The organism is Mesorhizobium sp. CO1-1-8 (assembly GCF_020164875.1).
GTDB lineage: Bacteria > Pseudomonadota > Alphaproteobacteria > Rhizobiales > Rhizobiaceae > Mesorhizobium.
Genome location: NZ_JAIUGZ010000009.1, coordinates 86,181 through 105,207, shown reverse-complemented (window position 1 = coordinate 105,207; position 19,027 = coordinate 86,181). Strand labels below are relative to the sequence as shown.

Below are 19,027 nucleotides of genomic sequence, written 5' to 3'. Positions count from 1 at the left end.
GGCGGGTGGATGTCGACGCATCGGCCAGCCAATCGAGGCTACCTATCGAGGACAATCTGGCGAATGTCGCGGCTACTTCAGCGCCGCGACCATGCCGGTGTCAGGGAAGCAGGTGGCGGCGCGGCCGTTCTTGGCTTGCCACATGCCGATCGAACGGCGGGTCTTGAAGCCGGGCAGGCCATCGGCGCTGCCGACATCATAGCCCTTGGCTTCCAGCGCCCGTTGCAGGGCGGCGATGTCCGAACGGTGAAGCCCGCCGACCGCGCCCCAGCTGCCGGCAAAATTCTGATCGCCATGGGCGATGCGATCGGCGCCATGGCCGATGAACAGCGCGTAGAGGTCGCTGGTGTTGTATTCCTTCAGCACATAGAAATTGGGTGTGGCGATGAAGGCAGGGCCGCTGCGCCCTGCCGGCATCAGCAGGAAGCCTTCCGCCTTCAGTTCGCTCGCTGGGAACAGTTTTCCGCCGACGCGCTTGATGCCCATTGCCGCCCACTCGGAGATCTTCTTGCCCTGGTCCGGACCTTCCAGCGCGCAGGAAACCGTCTCCGGCACGGTCACCTCGAAACCCCAGCCTCGACCCTTAACCCAGCCATAGTGGACGAGATAGTTGGCCATCGAGGCCAGCACGTCCGGCGTCGAGTTCCAGATATCGACGCGCCCGTCGCCGTCGAAGTCCACCGCATGTTTCAGGAACGAGGTCGGCATGAATTGCGGCTGGCCGAGCGCGCCTGCCCAGGACGATTTCATCGCGCCGACCGGAGCCAGACCACGCTCGACGATCTCAAGCGCCGCAAGCAGTTCGGTGCGGAAGAAGTCCTTCCTGGTCGACATGAACGCCTTGGTGCCCAGCACTTCGAAGGCATCGTAGGGCATCTTCGCCGCGCCGAATCCGGTCTCGCGCCCCCAGATCGCCAGCAGCACTTCGCCTGGCACGCCGTAGCGCTTTTCGATGGCCGCAAGTGTCCTGGCATTGGTGGCTTCGCGCGCCCGCCCACCCGCCGTCACCGCGCGAACCGTCTTCTCGGCGAAATAGGCGCCGGGTGAACCGAATTCGGCCTGGTGCTGTTTTTGGGGCGTGGTCGCCTTCTCGCCCGGCTTGACCAGGTCGGGCAGCTTCAGGTTGGGCTTGATGCCATCGAAGGCGGCATCGAAGGTTTTTTTGGAAATGCCTTTCGCCTTGGCTTGCGGCCAGAGGTCGTTTTGCAGCCAGGCGCGGAACTGGTCGTCGATCGTTGCGGCGGAGGCGGGAGCGGCCGAAACCATCGCCGCAAAGACGAGGCAGACAAAGACGCAGGCTGATTTCATAAAAGCAGGAATCATTTGCTTCTCCTGCCCGCCAATTGCGTCAAAACGCCGTCCGCGAGCGCAGCGCCGCGGCCAGCGTGCCCTCATCGAGATAGTCGAGTTCGCCGCCGACCGGCACGCCATGCGCCAGCCGTGTCACCTTGATGTCGAAGCCGGACAGCTGGTCGGTGAGGTAATGCGCGGTCGTCTGGCCTTCCACCGTCGCATTGACGGCGAGTATAATCTCCTTGACCTCGCCGCCGGCGACGCGGTCGACCAGCGAGCGCATGTTGAGCTGGTCGGGGCCGATGCCGTCGAGCGGCGACAATGTGCCGCCGAGCACGTGGTAGCGCACATTCATCGCCGCCGCGCGCTCCAGCGCCCACAGGTCGGAGACGTCCTCGACGACGATGATGGTGCCGGCATCGCGGCGCGGATCGGTGCAGATCATGCAAGGGTCCGATGTATCGACATTGCCGCAGGTCGAGCAGATGCGCACCTTGTCGGCCGCCTCGGCCATGGCGGCGGCAAGCGGCGACAAAAGCTGCTCCTTCTTCTTGATCAGATGAAGGGCGGCACGCCTGGCTGAACGGGGACCCAACCCCGGCACCTTGGCCAGGAGCTGGATCAGACGTTCGATCTCGGGACCGGCGATTCGCTTCGACATCGCTCTGATCTAGGATTTTTCAGAGCGCTTTGGAACATCCGCATCCGCATGACCGCCATATTCGGCCTTGGCGGACTGCGGAGCGCAAATCAGTTGGCTTCGAGCGGCCGGCCCTGGCTGACAATCATCGCGCCGACGGCATCGGTGTTCTCAGGTGTCGACTGGAATCCCATCGACGCCTCTTGCGGCGCGTCCTCTACCGAGGAGATGACCCTTGTCCTTGCGGTCAAGGTTCCGCCAAAACGGGCGGCATCCGGCTCTTCCATCGGCTCCTGCATCGCCACCACCGTCGGCTCCGCCGAGACACGCGCCGATTTCGCGGCCGGCGCGGCGGCCGCGGTCATATAGGTCTGCTGGACAGGGACGGACCGGACGGTGGCCGGCTTGGCCGGACGCATCGGCTCGGCGGACGCGACCATCGTCACCGGCGCGGCTGACTTGTCGGGTGCCGCGGAGGCAATGGCGACCTGCGGCTCATCCGGCAGCGGCTGCCAGTTGCGGCCGCGCTTCTCGTAGAAGGCATTGCCGCCGGCAACCATGGTGTAGTGCATGTTCTTGTAGGGGAAGCGTAAGCCGGCGGTGTGAAAAAACATGGTGTTCTTGAGCTTGGACTTGCGCTCGCCCTTCAGCACCGCGTCGGCGGCCTCTTCGACATCGGGCATTGCGCGTGAATTCATCGGCCGTGTCATGACGCCAGGCGCGAACTGCCCGGGCTCACCCACTACTTGGCAGATGGTGCTGCCATGATTGCCGGAGCGCAGCCGGTTCATCACCACCGTGCCGACCGCGATCATTCCGTCGCGGCTCGAGCGGTTGGATTCAAAGAACATCGCCCGTTCCAGGCATTCCTTGTCCTTTGGCGTGTGGCTGTAGGCCCGGGAGTTCAGGAAACCCGGCGTGATGGCGTCGGTCAGGCTGGCGACGGACATGCCGTGTGAAGTGGTCTGGCTGCAGGCAGCCAAAAATAGGGGTGAAATGACGGCGCCGAGCAACAGCGGCGTCTTCCATCGCGTGGAAATCAACAGGTAACCCTCTCACTTCGTGCCCGCCCCCAGGCTGCGGCAAGAATGAGACACTTTCGGGCAAAATGATGGCCAAAACGTTATTAACAACGCACTGTTGCCAAATTGGCACAATTACGTGGCTTTCCAGGTAGATCGAGCCGTCATTTCACAAAAGCGATGACGGCTCTTTCTTTGTTTCGCCGCAATTGCCCCAAGGGAAAGCATTACGCGGCTTTCCCAGGGCAAACGCTGTTCTTTCTCCTGGAACCGGTCTATCGCCCAGCCGCAGTCGCGGCCGGCTGGCCAGGCTCAAGCTCCTCGACCTTCTCCGAAAACAGGCCGCGCCTCAAGAACAGGGTCCGCGCCTCCCTGGCCGTCGGCGCGATCTTTCCCGGCCAGTCGCTGTCTATGAACTCGGCCTTGGTGAAGTCCGGATTTGTCTCGCTGGCCATCTCCAGGAATTCGGCGATCTCCAGTACGATCGCGCGCTCGTCCTTCGAAAGCGCCGATGTGCCGGCTTCGATCGATGGGCGATGGACGAAATCCTCGAACAGATGGAAATAACCCTTGATGCCGACGAGATCGACGCCGTCGTCACAATCGGCCAGGATTTCCAGGATCTCGTAGATCCTGTTGCGGATACGCTGCTCGATCAATCTTTCGGAGGGCTCTTCGGTCATGTCGATCGTGGGGCGCGCCGAACTCTAGAAGGGCAGTTTCATTCCTGGCGGTATTGGCAGGCCTGCGGTCAGCGCCTTGGTCTTTTCCTGCATGATCTGCTCGACCTTGGTCTTGGCGTCGTTGTGGGCGGCCAGCACCAGGTCTTCGAGTATCTCGACATCGTCCTCCTTGAACAAGGAGGGATCGATCTTCAGCGACTTCATCTCGAATTTTCCGGTCAGCGTGACGTTGACCAGGCCGCCGCCGGCCTGGCCGGACGCTTCCAGCGTGGCGATCTCGTCCTGCATGGCCTGGAACTTGGCCTGCATTTCCTTCGCCTTGCCCATCAGGCCGAGAAGATCTTTCATGGTCGGGTCCTTTGTGGATTCGTGGCTGGATCAGGGTTCGTCGTCGTCAGCCGGCGGCTCGACCGGCACTTCAGCCTCTGTCGTTTCGGCTTCCGGCGCGTCTGGAATGCGCACGTCGATGATCTTGGCGCCGGGAAAGCGCGCCAGGATAGCGGCCACGGTCGGGTCGCTCCTGGCATCGAGAAAAGCCGTCTCGCGCTTGGCCGATTCCATTTCGGCGAGCGTCTGGCCGCCCTCTTCCTTCGACAGCGAGACCAGCCAGCTGCGGCCGGTCCAGGCGCGCAATTTCGTCGTCAGGTCGTTGAGCAGCATCTTGGGCGCATCGCTGGTCAGGCCGACGTCGATGCGGCCAGGCTCGATACGCACAAACCGGATGCAGCTCTTGACCAGCACCTTGAAGGCGATGTCGCGCTGCGCGTCTGCCAGGGCAATGATGTCGGCCAGCGATTTCAGCGGCGCCGATTGCGCCTCCACGACCGGCTCCGGCGGAGCGACGAAGGCAACGGGGGCGGGCGTGGTCTCCACCAGCCGCATGGTCTGCGCGCCGCCCGGCCCGGAAGGCATGCGGGTCTGCGCCACCGCGCCGGCGCCATTGCCTCCCCCTGCAGGCGCCCCATTCGGGCGCGGCGCGCCATTTTGCACCGGTGCGGCACCTTCGAGCGATCTCAGCGCCTCGTCCAGCGTCGGCAGGTCGGCGGCGTGCGCCAGCCGGATCAGCACCATTTCGGCGGCACTGACCGGCCGGTTGGAGGACTGCACTTCGGGAATGCCCTTGAGCAGCATCTGCCATGTCCGCGACAGCACCCTGACCGACAGCGTCCTGGCGAAATCCGCGCCGCGCCGCCGCTCGTCCTCCGACAGCGATGCATCCTCGATGGCCGTCGGCACGAAACGCAGCCGGGTGACGAGGTGGTTGAACTCGGCAAGATCGGTCAGCACGGCGGCCGGATCGGCGCCGGTATCGTATTGCGCGCGGAATTCGCCGAGCGCTGCCGCCACATCGCCCTTCATCACATGTTCGAACAGGTCGACGATGCGGGCGCGGTCGGCAAGTCCCAGCATCGCCCGCACAGCCGCGGCACTGACAGTGCCTGCGCCATGGGCAATCGCCTGGTCGAGAATGGAGAGCGAATCACGGGCCGAACCCTCGGCGGCGCGCGCGATCATCGCCAGCGCGTCGTCGTCGACCGAAATGCCTTCCTGGGCCGAGATCGAGCCGAGATGCGCGACCAGCGCGCCGGCGTCGATGCGCCTCAGGTCGAAGCGCTGGCAGCGCGACAGGACGGTGATTGGGACCTTGCGGATTTCGGTGGTGGCGAAGATGAATTTGACGTGCGGCGGCGGCTCTTCCAGCGTCTTCAGCAGGCCGTTGAAGGCCTGCGTCGACAGCATGTGCACTTCGTCGATGATGTACACCTTGTAGCGCGCCGAGACCGGCGCGTAGCGCACGCGCTCGATGATATCCCTGATGTCGTCGATGCCTGTGTGCGAGGCGGCGTCCATCTCGATGACGTCGACATGGCGGCCTTCCATGATCGCCTGGCAATGCTCGCCGAGCACCGCAAGGTCGACCGAAGGCTGGTCGATATCAGCGGTTTTATAGTTCAAGGCGCGCGCGAGGATGCGCGCCGTCGTGGTCTTGCCGACGCCGCGCACGCCGGTCAGCATCCAGGCCTGGGCGATGCGGCCGGTGGCAAAGGCGTTGGTGAGGGTGCGCACCATCGGCTCCTGGCCGACCAGCTCGGAGAAGTTCGAGGGACGGTACTTGCGCGCCAGCACGCGATAGGCGGCGTCCTTGCCTATCTCCAGGCTTTTTGGTCCCGAATTTCCGGCTTCGCTCATACGCCCGTAAAGCTCCAAATGGCCGCGCCCGAAGGCGGCCGATTCCTGCGCATAGTCTCGCCCGCGCTGCAATGCGTCGTCAATGTCGCGAGAGGGGCCGTGAGGTGGGAGGCTGGAACAATGACCCGTTCCGGGCTCGTTAGGGCTGCTTCCTTCCGGACCTGACCCGGTTGGCGAGTGGATCGTCCACCACCAACCTCCCGCTTTCCATATCGGCAATTGCGCGACGAAATGCAAGTCCGGCGAAGAAATCGTAAAATCTCGAATCGGCGCACCAAACCGTGAGGGCGCAATGATTCGCTTGCAGCCCCCTTGCCGCCGCTCTAGCCTTCATGTGTTGAGCAAACCAAGAAAAGCAAGGGAAACGCCGATGCTGCCGGGCCTGGAGGCCGGATTTACGCTGGACGCACGGCTGGAGGCGGACAGCGAGCAGTTGATGTGGCTTGGGCTGTGCGAACTGCGGGTGATGAACGACCGCCGCTGGCCATGGCTGCTGCTGGTGCCGCAGCGGCCCGGCGCGGAGGAAATCCATGACATGACGCCGCTCGACCAGGCAATGCTGACCTTCGAAACCAATATGGTGGCGCAGGCGCTGAAAAAAGCGACCGGCTGCACCAAAATCAACACCGGCGCGCTCGGCAACATCGTGCGCCAGCTGCACATCCATGTCATCGCGCGTTCGGAAGGCGATCCCGGCTGGCCAGGCCCTGTGTGGGGACATGGCCTGCGAGAGCCCTATCAACGTTCCGACTTGCGACGGTTTGCCGAAACGATCAAGGCGGCGCTATAAGCGTTCCCCTGTGTTCATCCCAAAACGTGTCCGTCCCTCAACATATCCCAGAGTCCCCATGAGCTTCCGCCTGTTTGACGCGCCTTTGCGCGAGCCGAGCCAGTTCGTCGGCTTTGCCGGCAACACGATCGACCGGCAGTCCGAGAACCGCGCCGACGATTCGGTCGACAAGGCGCTGGTCGACCCGGCGACGCGGCTGCTTCTGATGCATGGCGGCCGGCTCTATCTGAAGCTCGGCGACGGCGGCGCTCTCGACCCCTGGTTCGGCGCGACCGAGAGCGAACCCTTCAAGGTTTCCCTGGCGCAAGGCATCCTGCTCGGCTTTTCCGAACGAGGACCGGTGCTGGCCGTGCCCGCCGGCGTCGAACCCGAACAGCTTCCGGAAACAGTCAAGGCCATCGACTACCGCTCGGTCTACATGCAAGGGCTGATCGACGAGGCGGCGGCTGGCGCGATGGCGCAAGGGGCGGCCCTGCTGGCCTGGCATGCCAGCCATCGCTTCTGCAGCAAATGCGGTACGGAATCGCAGATGCGGGCCGGCGGCTACAAGCGGCATTGCCCGAATTGCGGCACCGAGCATTTTCCGCGCACCGACCCGGTGGCGATCATGCTGACGGCGACGCGGGAGAAATGCCTGCTCGGACGCGGCCGGCATTTTGCGCCGGGCATGTACTCGGCCCTTGCCGGCTTCATCGAGCCGGGCGAGACGATCGAGGCGGCGGTGCGCCGCGAGACGCTGGAAGAGGCCGGCATCCGGCTTGGCCGCGTCGTCTACCACGCCAGCCAGCCCTGGCCGTTTCCCTATTCGCTGATGATCGGCTGCTTCGGCGAGCCGCTCAACGACGATATCCAGGCCGACCTCAACGAACTGGAAGACTGTCGCTGGTTTGCCCGTGACGAGGTGCGTTCGATGCTGGCCAAGGAACATCCCGGCAATCTGTTCACGCCGCCCAAGGGGGCGATCGCATATCATCTCATCCGCGCCTGGGTCGACGCCGAATAGGTCGGCAAGAGCCTGGAAAGCCAGACATTAAGAGGCAAAAATGATTCGTCACACCGTCGTCTTCACGCTGAAGCATCCACCGCACTCGCTGGACGAAAAGCGGTTCCTGGTCGACGCCAAGAAAATCCTCACCGCGATCAGGGGCGTCACACATTTCGAACAATTGCGGCAGATCAGCCCCAAGAACGACTATCACTTTGGCTTCTCGATGGAGTTCGCCGACCAGGCTGCCTACAAAAGATACAACGACCATCCGGACCATGTCGCCTTCGTGCGCGACCGCTGGGTGCCGGAGGTCGAGGCCTTCATGGAGATCGACTACGTGCCGCTGGGCGCGGTGATCTAGTCCGCAACCTTCCACTGCTCACGCGATGCACTGGCCGGATAGACGCCCAGAATCCGTACTTCGCGGGAGAAGAAGCGAAGCTCGTCAAGCGCCAGCTTGACCAGCGGGTCGTCGGGATGGCCCTCGATGTCGGCGTAGAACAGCGTCGCCGTGAAAGCCCCCAGCTGGTAGCTCTCCAGCTTGGTCATGTTGATGCCGTTGGTAGCGAAGCCGCCCATCGCCTTGTAGAGTGCCGCCGGCACGTTGCGGACGCGGAAGATGAAGGTCGTCATCATCTTGATGTCGGGTGATGGGCGCTCGGCCCATTGCTTGTTCTTGGTCAGGACGACAAAGCGGGTGACGTTGCTGTCGGTGTCCTCGACGTTCTGCTCGATGATATCGAGCCCGTAGAGCGTCGCTGCCAGTGCGGGCGACAGCGCCGCCATGGTGCGGTCCTTGACCTCGGAGACCATCTTGGCGGCGCCTGCCGTGTCGCCGGCGACGATCGCCTTCCAGCCGTTCTTGCGGATGTATTTGCGGCACTGGCCAAGCGCGTGGATGTGGCTGTGCACCGTCTTGATCTCGTCGCGCTTGACGCCCGGCAGGACCATCAGCTGGAAATGGATCGGCAGGAAATATTCGCCGATGATGTGCAGCTTCGATTCCGGCAGCAGATGATGGATATCGGCGACGCGTCCGGCAATGGTGTTCTCGATCGGGATCATGGCGAGATCGGCCTTGCCGGTCTCGACCGCGTTGAACGCATCCTCGAAGGTCGGGCACGGCAACGGCTCCATCGATGGATAGACGTTGCGGGAGGCGGTGTCGGAATTGGCGCCCGGCTCGCCCTGGAAGGATATTCTGTTGGTCTTTTCAGGCATGGGCCAAGTCTCGGGTTTCTCAGTTTGCAAGGATTGTTCTGGCGCGTTCGAGGTCTTCCGGCGTGTCGACGCCGAGCGGCAGCGACTGGACGATCTCGGCATCGATGCGCATGCCGGCTTCCAGCGCCCGCAACTGTTCCAGCCGCTCGCGCCGTTCGAGCGGCGACGGCTTCAGCGCGACGAAACGCTCGAGTGCTTCGCGGCGATAGGCGTAGAGGCCGACATGATGGTAGAGCGGCCCCTCGCCCCAAGGCGCCGTGGCACGGGTGAAATAGAGCGCCCTCAGCCTGCTGCCGGACAGCGGCGAACCGACGATCTTGACGACATTGGGATTGGTCTTTTCCTCATCGCGGACGATCTCGACGCCGAGCGTGGCGATGTCGACCGCACTGTCCTCGAAAGGCCTGAGCGACGCGGCGATGATACCGGGATCGATCGTCGGCAGGTCGCCCTGCACATTGACGATGGTTTCGACCTTGCGCTCAGGATCGAGCGCAAGCAGCGCCTCGTGGATGCGGTCGGAGCCGGATTCGTGATCCATGCGCGTCATCACGGCCTCGAAACCGTGCGCGCGCACCGCTTGCGCCACGCTTTGCGTGTCGGTCGCCACCACCACCCGGCCAAGGTCGGCTTCGGCGGCGCGACGGGCGACATGGACGATCATCGGGGCGCCCGCGATGTCGGCCAGCGGCTTGCCCGGCAGGCGGGTCGAAGCCATGCGGGCCGGGATCAGGATCAGCGTGGACATTTCGGGTGCAAGGCGTCTCGAAAGAGGACAGGGAAAGTGGCAAAAGGTCTCACTGGAAGCGCCCTTATAGGTGTTGCAACGCCGCAGCAAAAGACCTAGTTTCCGCCCGATTTGACCGCCCTGGCAGGACGGGTCACGATACCGACGGACGGAGTGGACGGTTCTGTCCGCCGGAAAAGGGAGCAAGGGGCGTATGGATTCCAACGAAGTCAACAAACTGCTCGCCGGATTGCTCGGAACCGTTTTCGTCGTCTTCTCGGTCGGCCTGGTGTCCGATGCGCTGTTTGCCTCGCCGGCGCCGGAAAAGCCCGGCTTCGCCATCGAGGCCGCAGAGCCCGCCGAAGGCGGTCCGGCCGCGCCGGCTGCCGCAGCCAAGCCGATCGCCGATCTGCTGGCAACCGCCAATGTCGAGCAAGGTGCCGCCGTCTTCAAGAAGTGCCAGGCCTGCCATTCCGGCGAAAAGGGCGGCCCCAACAAGGTCGGCCCGGACCTGTGGGATCTCATCGACCGCCCGGTCGCCGAACATGAAGGCTTTGCCTATTCGGCCGGCATGAAGGAATTCTCCAAGGGCGGCGCCGAGAAGTGGACCTACGACAACATCAACCACTTCATCACCTCGCCGAAGAAATTCGTGAAGGGCACCGCCATGGGCTTCGCCGGCCTGCCCAAGGACGAGGACCGCGCCAACGTCATCGCCTATCTGCGCACGCTGTCGGATAATCCCAAGCCGCTGCCGGCACCAGGTGCCGCCGCCGATGCAGGCGCACCCGCCAAGCCTGCCGATGCAGCCGCTCCGGCAAAGCCGGCTGAAGGTGCCGCGCCAGCCGCACCGGCACCGGCGCCGGCCCAATAGCCAGATATCATCTCGACGACCTTGAAAAAGCCGGGTTCAGCCCGGCTTTTCTGTTTGGGAAAACCGCATAGGCGGCGACAAAGCCGCGCATGGCGGTTTTCACGAGCGCCAAATCATCTAGATTGCCCATGAACGGGCATTGCAAAGAGGATAGTGCATGACGGTTGGCCGAGCGCTTCTCAAGTCGTTGCTGGCGGCAGCCCTTCTGGCGGCGGGGTTGCAGGCGACCCGAGCCGACGAATGGCGCACCACCTCGTCGCTGATCGGCGAGTCCAAATACGGCGACAATTTCCAGCACTACGACTACGTCAACCCGAACGCGCCCAAGGGCGGCACGCTGAACTCGGTGGTGCCAGGTACTTTCGACAGCTTCAATCCCTACGTCGTCCAGGGATCACCGGCCGCCGGCCTCGTCGGGTTCGGCGGAGGCCTGCTCTACGACACGCTGATGGAGCAGGCGACCGATGAAGGCAGCACCAGTCATCCGCTGATCGCCGATGCCTACAAATATCCGGCCGACTATTCGTCCGCGACCTACCGGCTCGATCCGCGCGCCAAATGGCATGACGGCCAGCCGATCACCGTCGATGACGTGATCTGGTCGTTCCAGGTGCTCAAGGCCAACAGCCCGCAATACAGCCGCTATTTCGAGAATGTCACCGATGCGGTGGCGATTTCGGATCGCGAGGTGGAGTTCCATTTCAACCAGAAGGGCAATCGCGAACTGCCCAAGATCATCGGCGACCTTGCCGTGCTGCCGAAACATTGGTGGGAAGGCACCGACGCCAACGGCAAGAAGCGAGACGTGACCAAGCCGACGCTGGAAATTCCGCTCGGTTCGGCCGCCTACAAGATCGCCAGCTTCAAGCCGGGCTCGGAGATCATCTGGCAGCGTGTGCCGGACTACTGGGCGGCCAAGCTGCCGGTGAAGATCGGCCGCGAGAACTTCGACACAAGGCGCTACACCTATATCCTCGACGACAACGCCGCCTGGCTCGCCTTCACCAAGGGCGGGCTGGAAGACATCAACCGCGAATACAGTTCGCGCAAATGGGCGACGGCTTACAATTTCCCGGCATTCCAGGCCGGCGATGTCATCAAGAAGGATTTCCAGACCCAGGCGCCGGAACCGATGCAGGGCTTCGTCCTCAACCAGCGGCGGCCGCTGTTCCAGGACCGGCTGGTGCGTGAAGCGCTGACCATTCCATTCGATTTCGAGAGCATGAACCGCACGCTGTTCTTCGGCTTCAACACCCGCACATCGAGCTATTTCCAAGGCACCGAACTGGCCTCGAGCGGGTTGCCGCAGGGCAAGGAACTGGAGATCCTGGAAAAATATCGCGACAAGCTGCCGCCCGAACTTTTCACCCAAGAGTTCAAGCTGCCGGTCTACGATTCCCCGCAGGCGGAACGGAAGTACCTGAAACAGGCGGTCGATCTCTTCGCCAAGGCTGGCTGGGTGATCAAGGGCGGAAAGATGGTCAATGCCAAGACCGGCGCGCCGTTCAAGTTTGAAATCCTCGGCTGGAACGATACCGATCAGGTGATCGCCAGCCCCTACATCGCCAATTTGCGCAAGATCGGCGTCGACGCCACTTTGCGAATCATCGACCAGACGCAGTACATCAACCGGGTCAACAATTTCGATTTCGATGTCGTCACCGGGATTCTGCAGCAGTCGGAATCGCCGGGCAATGAGCAACGCGACTTCTGGAGCTCGAAAGCCGCCGGCTCGCCCGGCTCGCGCAATCTGATGGGCATCAAGGACCCGATCGTCGACGCGCTGGTCGACCGCATCATCTTCGCCACCGATCGCGACGACCTCGTCGCCGCCACCCACGCGCTCGACCGCATCCTGCTGTGGAATTTTTACGTCGTGCCGCAATATTACCGTTCCGCGGTCTGGCTGGCCTACTGGAACAAGTTCGGCTTCCCGGACAAGCAGCCCGCCTATGTCGGCGCCGACATCGATTCCTGGTGGATCATTCCCGACAAGGAAAAGGCGTTGGCGGCCAAGTACAAGGGCGGCAATTGATGGCGGTCCTGCCCCGCCGCGATTTTCTCGCCCTTGGCGCGGCTGCCGCAGCCACGACTCTGTTGCCCGCAAAAGCCTTCGCCGACATTGCGACCGGCACCAAGCTGCATGGCCTGTCGGCGTTCGGCGACCTCAAATACAAGCCCGATTTCGCGCATTTCGACTACGTCAATCCGGACGCCCCCAAGGGCGGTCAGATGAATTTCGCGCCGCCGAACTCGACCCTCAATCAGAGCTTCCTGACCTTCAACACATTGAATTCACTGGTGTTGAAGGGGGAGGCACCGCCGCGCACCGAACTCTGTTTCGATTCGCTGATGACAAGCGCGCTCGATGAGCCGGATGCGGCCTATGGCCTGCTTGCCGAAACCGTTACCCTGTCGCCGGACCGCAACGGTTTTCGCTTCGTGCTGCGGCCGCAAGCGCGTTTCCACGACGGCTCGCCGCTGACCGCGCAAGACGTTGTCTTCTCGCTGAAGCTCTATAAGGACAAGGGCCATCCGAACCTTTCCCAGGCGTTGCGGTACATGACCGACGCGGTTGCGGTCGATGCCGCTACCGTCGATCTCACCCTCAACGGCAAGCAGTCGGCGCAAAACATCCTTGCGATCGTGGGGATGCCGATCGTCTCCAAGGCCTTTTATACGGCCAATGATTTCGATGCCTCGACCATGACACCGCCGCTTGGCTCGGGTCCCTACAAGATTGGACGCGTGGCGGCCGGACAGACGGTCGAATATGACCGCGTGGCCGACTATTGGGGCCGCGATCTCCCAGTGAACCGCGGCCTCTACAATTTCGACCGCATCCGCATCGACTTCTATCTTGACCGGCAGGCGGCATTCGAGGCCTTCAAGAAAGGCGACACGCATTTTCGCGAGGAGTTCACCTCACGGGTATGGGCGACCGGATACGACTTTCCGGCGCTGAAGGACGGCAAGGTCGTCAAACGGGAATTTCCCGGTGAGAAGACGCCGGACATGCAGAGCGTCGCACTGAACCAGCGTCGTCCGCAATTCCGCGATGAGCGGGTGCGGCGGGCGATCGCCAGATGCTTCGATTTCGAATGGATGAAGCGGGCCTTGTTTTACGGCTCCTACGAGCGCTCTCAATCGAACTTCGAACGATCGGATTACAAGGCCGACGGCCTGCCCTCGGCTGACGAATTGGCCCTGCTGGAGCCGTTCCGGGCCGAGTTGCCGCCAGAGGTTTTCGGTGAAGCGGTAACACAACCCCTGTCCGATGGTTCGGGCCATGACCGCAAGCTGCTGGGCGAGGCTTCGAGATTGCTCGCGCAAGCCGGCTGGAAGCGCGATGGCAGTTTCGTCGTCAACGACAAGGGTGAGCGGCTGCGGGTCGAAATGCTGGCGGAGGACGACGGCATCGTTCGCATCTACACCCCGTGGTCCGAGAATATGAAGGCGATCGGGATCGACGCATCGATCCGGCAGATCGATTCGGCGCAGTATGAGCAGCGGCACAGCAATTACGACTTCGATCTTGCCTTGCTGCATTGGTCGATCGGGGCGACGCCGACCGACGACAGCCTGCAGATGCTCTATGATTCCCGAATGGCGAAAATGCCGGGGCAGCGCAACTATCCGGGCACCGAAAGCAAGGCCATCGACGCCCTGATCGCGGCAGCCGGCAAGGCGAAAAACCGTATTGAACTCGTCACGGCGCTCAGAGCGCTCGACCGGGTCTTGCGCGCGCGGCTCGACTGGATTCCAACATACTATCTGGCGAATCACCGCGTCGCCTATTGGGACATGTTCGGCTTTTTCGAACAGAAGCCCGATTTCGGCTTTCCGGTCGAGACGCTGTGGTGGTTCGATAAGGGCAAGGCGGCAAGAATTGGCAAAGGCTGAGATGTTCGCCCAACGAGGGCAGAAAGTCTGATGGGCGCCTATATCCTGCGTCGCATCCTTTTGATGATCCCGACGCTGTTCGGCATCATGGCGATATCCTTCGCCGTCATCCAGTTCGCCCCCGGCGGTCCGGTCGAACAGGTCATCGCCCGGCTGACCAATCAGGGCGGCAGCGACCGCCTCGGCGGCGGTGGCGGCGACGCGGGTGCTGGCGGCAATTTCGATGCCGCCGGTGACGTCAGCTCGAAATATCGCGGTGCGCAGGGGCTCGATCCGGAATTCATCAAGAAGCTGGAGAAGCAGTTCGGCTTCGACAAGCCGCCGCTCGAGCGCTTCGGCATGATGCTGTGGAATTATGCCCGCTTCGATTTCGGCGACAGCTATTTCCGCGACATTTCGGTGCTCGACCTGATCCTGGAAAAGATGCCGGTGTCGATCTCGATCGGGCTGTGGATCACGCTTTTGTCCTACCTGATCTCGATCCCGCTCGGCATCCGCAAGGCGGTCAAGGACGGCACTCCCTTCGACGTCTGGACCAGCGGCGTCGTCATTGTCGGCTATGCCATACCTGGCTTCCTGTTCGGCATCATGCTGATGGTGCTGTTTGCCGGCGGATCCTTCTGGGACTGGTTTCCGCTGCGCGGCCTCACCTCGGACAATTGGGATCAACTGTCCTGGTGGGGAAAGATCGTCGACTATTTCTGGCACATGACCCTGCCGCTGACCGCGCTGGTGCTGTCGGCCTTTGCCACGACGACGCTTCTGACCAAGAACTCGTTCCTCGAAGAAATCCGCAAGCAGTATGTGGTGACGGCGCGGGCCAAGGGCCTGTCGGAACGGCAGGTGCTCTACGGCCATGTCTTCCGCAACGCCATGCTGATCGTCATCGCCGGCTTTCCCGGGGCCTTCATCTCGGCCTTCTTCACCGGCTCGCTGCTGATCGAGAACATCTTCTCCCTCGATGGCCTCGGCCTGCTCGGCTTCCGGTCGGTGGTCGAGCGCGACTATCCGGTGGTGTTCGCCAACCTCTACATCTTCTCGCTTCTGGGGCTGTTCGTCGGGCTCTTGTCCGACCTGCTCTACACCTGGGTCGATCCGCGCATCGATTTCGAGCGGAGAGACGTCTGATGTCGGAGGCTACGGTCCCCCTGGATGCGGCACCCGCGCGGATCAAGCGGCCGTTTCTGTCGCCACTCAACAAGCGCCGCCTGCAGAACTTCAAAGCCAACCGCCGCGGCTACTGGTCGCTGTGGATCTTCCTCGTCCTGTTCGTGCTGTCGCTGTTTTCCGAGTTCATCGCCAACGACAAGCCGATCATCGCTTCCTACAAGGGCGAAATCCTGTTTCCGGTGCTGGTCGCCTACCCCGAGGAAAAATTCGGCGGCTTCTATGCCGTCACCGACTATCGCGACCCCGTCATCCAGGACGAGATCAACGCCAATGGCTGGATGATCTGGCCGCCGGTGCGCTATTCCTATCAGACCGTCAACAACGCCATTCCGGAAGCGGCACCGGCCAGGCCGTCCTGGCAGTATGACGCCAAGACGCGCTGCAACCAGTATCCGCAGGGTGCTGCCGACCCTGCCTGCATCGTCGGCAACTGGAATTGGCTGGGCACCGACGACCAGGCGCGCGACGTGCTGGCGCGCGTCATCTACGGCTTCCGCATTTCGGTGCTGTTCGGCCTGATACTGACCGCCGGCTCGGCCTTGATCGGCGTCGCGGCCGGCGCCGTGCAAGGCTATTTCGGCGGCTGGACGGATCTCTTGTTCCAGCGTTTCATCGAAATCTGGTCCGCCATCCCGGTGCTCTACCTCCTGCTCATCGTCGCCGCCATCCTGCCGCCGGGCTTCTTCATCCTGCTCGGCCTGATGCTGCTGTTCTCCTGGGTGGCGCTGGTCGGCGTGGTGCGGGCCGAGTTCCTGCGCGCCCGCAATTTCGAATATGTCAACGCGGCCCGGGCACTCGGCGTGCCCAACCGCACCATCATGTTCCGGCACCTGTTGCCCAACGCCATGGTGGCGACATTGACCTTCATGCCCTTCCTGCTCTCAGGTTCGATCTCGACGCTGACCTCGCTCGACTACCTCGGCTTCGGCCTGCCGCCCGGCTCCGCCTCGCTCGGCGAACTGCTCAAGCAGGCCCAGCGCAACCTCAATGCGCCGTGGCTCGGCATTTCCGGCTTCGTCGTTATCTCGCTGATGCTGTCGCTGCTGGTCTTCGTCGGCGAGGCGACGCGCGATGCCTTCGATCCGCGCAAGACGTTCAGATGACAACGATGCGGAGCGGCATTCAGCATGATATATTCTCAGTGTGGCAGTTCGAGCTAAAATGAGCGTACGCATGAATAAGGTCATCCTTGAGCATTACCCTGCATCCAAACTCCCGGATGAACTGCGGGAGGGTATAGCTTTGAGTGCCTCGGTTAAGGTGACGGTGGAAGAGGAAGCCAAACGGCCTCTCGGCCACAAACAATTGCTTGAACTTATGCGGAATGCGCAGGCCAACGCGGCAGGAACAAATCTCGAAGAGGCCGTTGCGCGTGTTCGTGCCCTCCGCGATGAGTGGGAGGATTGATGGCCGCCTTCCGGCTTTACGTCGATACGAACATTTTCATCTACGCTTTCGAAAATAACGACGCTCTGCTCATTTCACTAAAGGGGGGCCGAAAACAGCCTTTCCTCGCGACAAGCGAACTCGTGCTGGCGGAGTTGGTGGTTGACCCTCTGAAAAAGAGCAATGAGCCGCTTGTTGAGCTCTATGACAATATCTCGATTGGCAACGCCTTTGTCTCGATTGGGATGGTAACTCGCGAGGTTCTCTGGCACGCAGCACAGCTTCGCTCGCAATTCATTTCTCTCAGGCTGCCGGATGCCATTCATCTTTCGACGGCGATGCATCTCGGGTGCACACAATTTCTGACTGCCGATACTAGATTGAACGATGCCTATTCTGTCACTCCAAATCGACTCGTCCCTCCCCAATTGACAGCGCGAATTTCGGTCATACGACCGGAGATTTCTGCCCTTGATAAAGTCATAGCGGAAATTGATGCATGACCGCTTCTTTGCTCTCCGTTCGCGACCTAAGCGTCGCCTTTGCGCAAGGCGGACAGCAGTCGACGGCGGTCGACCACATCTCGTTCGACATCGCCAAGGGCGAGACGGTGGCGCTGGTCGGCGAATCCGGCTCCGGCAAATCGGTCTCGGCGCTTTCGGTGCTGAAGCTGCTGCCCTATCCAAGCGCCAGCCACCCCTCGGGAAAAATCCTGTTCCAGGGCAACGACCTGCTGGCGATGAGCGAGAAGCAGTTGCGGCAGGTGCGCGGCAACAAGATCACCATGATCTTCCAGGAGCCGATGACCTCGCTCAATCCGCTGCACACGATCGAGCATCAGATCGTCGAGATCCTGAAGCTGCATCAGGGCATGGCCGACCGCCCGGCCAAGGAGCGCACGCTGGCCTTGCTCAACGAGGTCGGCATCCGAGATCCGCACAAGCGCCTCGATGCCTATCCGCACCAGTTGTCCGGTGGCCAGCGTCAGCGCGTGATGATCGCCATGGCGCTGGCCAACGAGCCCGAACTCTTGATCGCCGACGAGCCGACGACGGCGCTCGACGTCACCGTGCAGGCGCAGATCCTCGAACTGCTGGCCGGCTTGAAGAGCCGCAAGGGCATGTCGATGCTGTTCATCACCCATGATCTCGGCATCGTGCGCAAGATCGCCGACCGCGTCTGCGTGATGACCAAGGGCAAGATCGTCGAGACCGGGCCGACCAAGGAGATCTTCGCCAATCCGCAGCATGCCTATACGCGGCATCTGCTGGCGGCCGAGCCGAAGGGCAAGCCGCCGACGGCCAATGCCGACGCCAAGCCCGTCATGACCGGCAAGGACATAAAGGTCTGGTTCCCGATCAAGCAGGGCTTCTTCCGCCGCACCGTCGACAATGTGAAGGCGGTGGACGGCATCGATGTCACCGTGCGCGCCGGCCAGACGCTCGGCGTGGTTGGCGAATCCGGCTCGGGCAAGACGACGCTCGGCTTGGCGCTGGCAAGAATGATTTCGTCGACCGGCACCATCCAGTTCAACGGCCGCGACATCAACCAGCTGTCCTTCAACGCCATGCGGCCGCTCAGGCGTGAATTGCAGATCGTCTTCCAGGATCCGTTCGGCTCGCTCAGCCCGCGCATGTCGATCGCCGAGATCATCGAGGAAGGTCTCAAGATCCACGAGCCGAAGCTGTCGCCCGACGAGCGCGACGACAAGGTGGCCGCCGTGCTGAAGGAGGTCGGGCTCGATCCGGCGACACGCAACCGCTATCCGCACGAGTTTTCCGGCGGCCAGCGCCAGCGCGTTGCCATCGCACGCGCCATGGTGCTCAACCCGCGCTTCGTCATGCTGGACGAGCCGACATCGGCACTCGACATGAGCGTGCAGGCGCAGGTCGTCGACCTGCTGCGCAGCCTGCAGGCCAAGCACGACCTCGCCTATCTCTTCATCAGCCATGATTTGAAAGTCATCCGGGCGCTCGCCAACGACGTCATCGTCATGCGCAATGGCAGGATCGTCGAAGCCGGCCCTTCCCAGCAGATTTTTGAAAATCCGCAAACCGACTATACTCGGGCGCTGATCTCGGCCGCCTTCAAGATCGAGACGGCGCCGGTCGGCATCGTCAGCGAGTGATTTGCGTAGAGA

General features: G+C 62.4%; 19 protein-coding genes and 1 other RNA gene. 11 read left to right on the top strand and 9 right to left on the bottom strand.

All coding sequences use genetic code 11. From position 1 onward, the window contains the following. Positions 1-72 precede the first annotated feature (72 nt). The 7 genes from LB558_RS19005 to ffs all read right to left on the bottom strand — a co-directional run bounded on the left by LB558_RS19005 (position 73) and on the right by ffs (position 6,029). Entirely contained in the window at positions 73-1,308 is a 1,236-nt protein-coding gene (locus tag LB558_RS19005; RefSeq protein WP_412033481.1) for a lytic murein transglycosylase, read from the bottom strand. Positions 1,309-1,348: 40 nt separating this feature from the next. Continuing rightward, on the bottom strand, positions 1,349-1,954 hold the full coding sequence (gene recR / locus LB558_RS19000; protein ID WP_027039603.1) for a recombination mediator RecR: 606 nt from the start codon (positions 1,952-1,954) through the stop codon (positions 1,349-1,351). Positions 1,955-2,043: 89 nt separating this feature from the next. Then, on the bottom strand, positions 2,044-2,976 hold the full coding sequence (locus LB558_RS18995; RefSeq protein WP_224698965.1) for a cell wall hydrolase: 933 nt from the start codon (positions 2,974-2,976) through the stop codon (positions 2,044-2,046). 254 nt (positions 2,977-3,230) lie between these two features. Beyond that, positions 3,231-3,638 (bottom strand): hypothetical protein, encoded by a 408-nt coding sequence (locus tag LB558_RS18990; protein ID WP_224698964.1) that lies wholly within the window; start codon positions 3,636-3,638, stop codon positions 3,231-3,233. A 24-nt stretch (positions 3,639-3,662) separates the two neighbouring features. Next, positions 3,663-3,986, bottom strand: coding sequence for a YbaB/EbfC family nucleoid-associated protein (locus LB558_RS18985; protein ID WP_013527931.1), 324 nt, complete (start codon positions 3,984-3,986; stop codon positions 3,663-3,665). 30 nt (positions 3,987-4,016) lie between these two features. Continuing rightward, positions 4,017-5,828 carry a DNA polymerase III subunit gamma/tau gene (locus tag LB558_RS18980; protein WP_224698963.1) on the bottom strand — a complete coding sequence of 604 codons (1,812 nt, stop codon included), beginning with the start codon at positions 5,826-5,828 and terminating at the stop codon, positions 4,017-4,019. 104 nt (positions 5,829-5,932) lie between these two features. Next, an RNA gene (gene ffs / locus LB558_RS18975) (signal recognition particle sRNA small type) lies at positions 5,933-6,029 on the bottom strand. 169 nt (positions 6,030-6,198) lie between these two features. Between ffs and LB558_RS18970 the strand changes: the two genes are divergently transcribed. The 3 genes from LB558_RS18970 to LB558_RS18960 are packed head-to-tail and all read left to right on the top strand — an operon-like array spanning position 6,199 to position 7,967. Further along, positions 6,199-6,618 carry an HIT domain-containing protein gene (locus LB558_RS18970; protein ID WP_127256953.1) on the top strand — a complete coding sequence of 140 codons (420 nt, stop codon included), beginning with the start codon at positions 6,199-6,201 and terminating at the stop codon, positions 6,616-6,618. 58 nt (positions 6,619-6,676) lie between these two features. Further along, a complete protein-coding gene (nudC, locus tag LB558_RS18965) occupies positions 6,677-7,621 on the top strand; it encodes an NAD(+) diphosphatase (RefSeq protein WP_224698962.1) in 945 nt (314 codons plus the stop codon). A 40-nt stretch (positions 7,622-7,661) separates the two neighbouring features. After that, on the top strand, positions 7,662-7,967 hold the full coding sequence (locus tag LB558_RS18960) for a Dabb family protein (RefSeq protein ID WP_224698961.1): 306 nt from the start codon (positions 7,662-7,664) through the stop codon (positions 7,965-7,967). Here LB558_RS18960 and LB558_RS18955 read toward each other — a convergent pair. Beyond that, the gene (locus LB558_RS18955; protein ID WP_224698960.1) at positions 7,964-8,827 is read right to left on the bottom strand and encodes a prephenate dehydratase; all 864 of its coding nucleotides are present in this window, start codon (positions 8,825-8,827) and stop codon (positions 7,964-7,966) included. The genes LB558_RS18960 and LB558_RS18955 overlap by 4 nt on opposite strands. 19 nt (positions 8,828-8,846) lie before the next feature. Next, positions 8,847-9,575: a 3-deoxy-manno-octulosonate cytidylyltransferase gene (locus LB558_RS18950; RefSeq protein WP_224698959.1), complete on the bottom strand. Its 729-nt coding sequence runs from the start codon at positions 9,573-9,575 to the stop codon at positions 8,847-8,849. A 193-nt stretch (positions 9,576-9,768) separates the two neighbouring features. On the opposite strand from LB558_RS18950, the gene LB558_RS18945 reads away from it, so the two are divergent. From LB558_RS18945 to LB558_RS18910, 8 genes are all read left to right on the top strand, one after another. Further along, on the top strand, positions 9,769-10,428 hold the full coding sequence (locus LB558_RS18945; RefSeq protein WP_224698958.1) for a c-type cytochrome: 660 nt from the start codon (positions 9,769-9,771) through the stop codon (positions 10,426-10,428). Between the two features lie 157 nt (positions 10,429-10,585). Further along, positions 10,586-12,463, top strand: coding sequence for an extracellular solute-binding protein (locus LB558_RS18940; protein WP_224698957.1), 1,878 nt, complete (start codon positions 10,586-10,588; stop codon positions 12,461-12,463). After that, positions 12,463-14,331 carry an extracellular solute-binding protein gene (locus LB558_RS18935; protein ID WP_224698956.1) on the top strand — a complete coding sequence of 623 codons (1,869 nt, stop codon included), beginning with the start codon at positions 12,463-12,465 and terminating at the stop codon, positions 14,329-14,331. Before LB558_RS18940 ends, LB558_RS18935 begins: the two co-directional genes overlap by 1 nt. Before the next feature lie 30 nt (positions 14,332-14,361). Next, positions 14,362-15,459 (top strand): microcin C ABC transporter permease YejB, encoded by a 1,098-nt coding sequence (locus LB558_RS18930; RefSeq protein ID WP_013527941.1) that lies wholly within the window; start codon positions 14,362-14,364, stop codon positions 15,457-15,459. Next, on the top strand, positions 15,459-16,604 hold the full coding sequence (locus tag LB558_RS18925; RefSeq protein ID WP_224698955.1) for an ABC transporter permease: 1,146 nt from the start codon (positions 15,459-15,461) through the stop codon (positions 16,602-16,604). Before LB558_RS18930 ends, LB558_RS18925 begins: the two co-directional genes overlap by 1 nt. A 70-nt stretch (positions 16,605-16,674) precedes the next feature. Continuing rightward, positions 16,675-16,908, top strand: a complete 234-nt coding sequence (locus tag LB558_RS18920) for a hypothetical protein (RefSeq protein ID WP_224698954.1) — start codon at positions 16,675-16,677, stop codon at positions 16,906-16,908. Further along, on the top strand, positions 16,908-17,390 hold the full coding sequence (locus tag LB558_RS18915) for a type II toxin-antitoxin system VapC family toxin (RefSeq protein ID WP_224698953.1): 483 nt from the start codon (positions 16,908-16,910) through the stop codon (positions 17,388-17,390). The genes LB558_RS18920 and LB558_RS18915 overlap by 1 nt, the downstream gene beginning before the upstream one ends. Continuing rightward, entirely contained in the window at positions 17,387-19,015 is a 1,629-nt protein-coding gene (locus LB558_RS18910) for an ABC transporter ATP-binding protein (protein WP_224698952.1), read from the top strand. Before LB558_RS18915 ends, LB558_RS18910 begins: the two co-directional genes overlap by 4 nt. Positions 19,016-19,027: the final 12 nt, after the last annotated feature.

What these genes read in the sequence shown, in the direction of transcription:
- LB558_RS18915 (WP_224698953.1), top strand. Translation starts at nt 16,908, where the DNA reads ATGGCCGCCTTCCGGCTTTACGTCGATACGAACATTTTCATCTACGCT.
- recR (WP_027039603.1), bottom strand. Translation starts at nt 1,954, where the DNA reads ATGTCGAAGCGAATCGCCGGTCCCGAGATCGAACGTCTGATCCAGCTC.
- LB558_RS18970 (WP_127256953.1), top strand. Translation starts at nt 6,199, where the DNA reads ATGCTGCCGGGCCTGGAGGCCGGATTTACGCTGGACGCACGGCTGGAG.
- LB558_RS18960 (WP_224698961.1), top strand. Translation starts at nt 7,662, where the DNA reads ATGATTCGTCACACCGTCGTCTTCACGCTGAAGCATCCACCGCACTCG.
- LB558_RS19005 (WP_412033481.1), bottom strand. Translation starts at nt 1,308, where the DNA reads ATGAAATCAGCCTGCGTCTTTGTCTGCCTCGTCTTTGCGGCGATGGTT.
- LB558_RS18955 (WP_224698960.1), bottom strand. Translation starts at nt 8,827, where the DNA reads ATGCCTGAAAAGACCAACAGAATATCCTTCCAGGGCGAGCCGGGCGCC.
- LB558_RS18925 (WP_224698955.1), top strand. Translation starts at nt 15,459, where the DNA reads ATGTCGGAGGCTACGGTCCCCCTGGATGCGGCACCCGCGCGGATCAAG.
- LB558_RS18920 (WP_224698954.1), top strand. Translation starts at nt 16,675, where the DNA reads ATGAATAAGGTCATCCTTGAGCATTACCCTGCATCCAAACTCCCGGAT.
- LB558_RS18930 (WP_013527941.1), top strand. Translation starts at nt 14,362, where the DNA reads ATGGGCGCCTATATCCTGCGTCGCATCCTTTTGATGATCCCGACGCTG.
- LB558_RS18985 (WP_013527931.1), bottom strand. Translation starts at nt 3,986, where the DNA reads ATGAAAGATCTTCTCGGCCTGATGGGCAAGGCGAAGGAAATGCAGGCC.
- LB558_RS18935 (WP_224698956.1), top strand. Translation starts at nt 12,463, where the DNA reads ATGGCGGTCCTGCCCCGCCGCGATTTTCTCGCCCTTGGCGCGGCTGCC.
- LB558_RS18945 (WP_224698958.1), top strand. Translation starts at nt 9,769, where the DNA reads ATGGATTCCAACGAAGTCAACAAACTGCTCGCCGGATTGCTCGGAACC.
- LB558_RS18940 (WP_224698957.1), top strand. Translation starts at nt 10,586, where the DNA reads ATGACGGTTGGCCGAGCGCTTCTCAAGTCGTTGCTGGCGGCAGCCCTT.
- nudC (WP_224698962.1), top strand. Translation starts at nt 6,677, where the DNA reads ATGAGCTTCCGCCTGTTTGACGCGCCTTTGCGCGAGCCGAGCCAGTTC.
- LB558_RS18990 (WP_224698964.1), bottom strand. Translation starts at nt 3,638, where the DNA reads ATGACCGAAGAGCCCTCCGAAAGATTGATCGAGCAGCGTATCCGCAAC.
- LB558_RS18910 (WP_224698952.1), top strand. Translation starts at nt 17,387, where the DNA reads ATGACCGCTTCTTTGCTCTCCGTTCGCGACCTAAGCGTCGCCTTTGCG.
- LB558_RS18980 (WP_224698963.1), bottom strand. Translation starts at nt 5,828, where the DNA reads ATGAGCGAAGCCGGAAATTCGGGACCAAAAAGCCTGGAGATAGGCAAG.
- LB558_RS18950 (WP_224698959.1), bottom strand. Translation starts at nt 9,575, where the DNA reads ATGTCCACGCTGATCCTGATCCCGGCCCGCATGGCTTCGACCCGCCTG.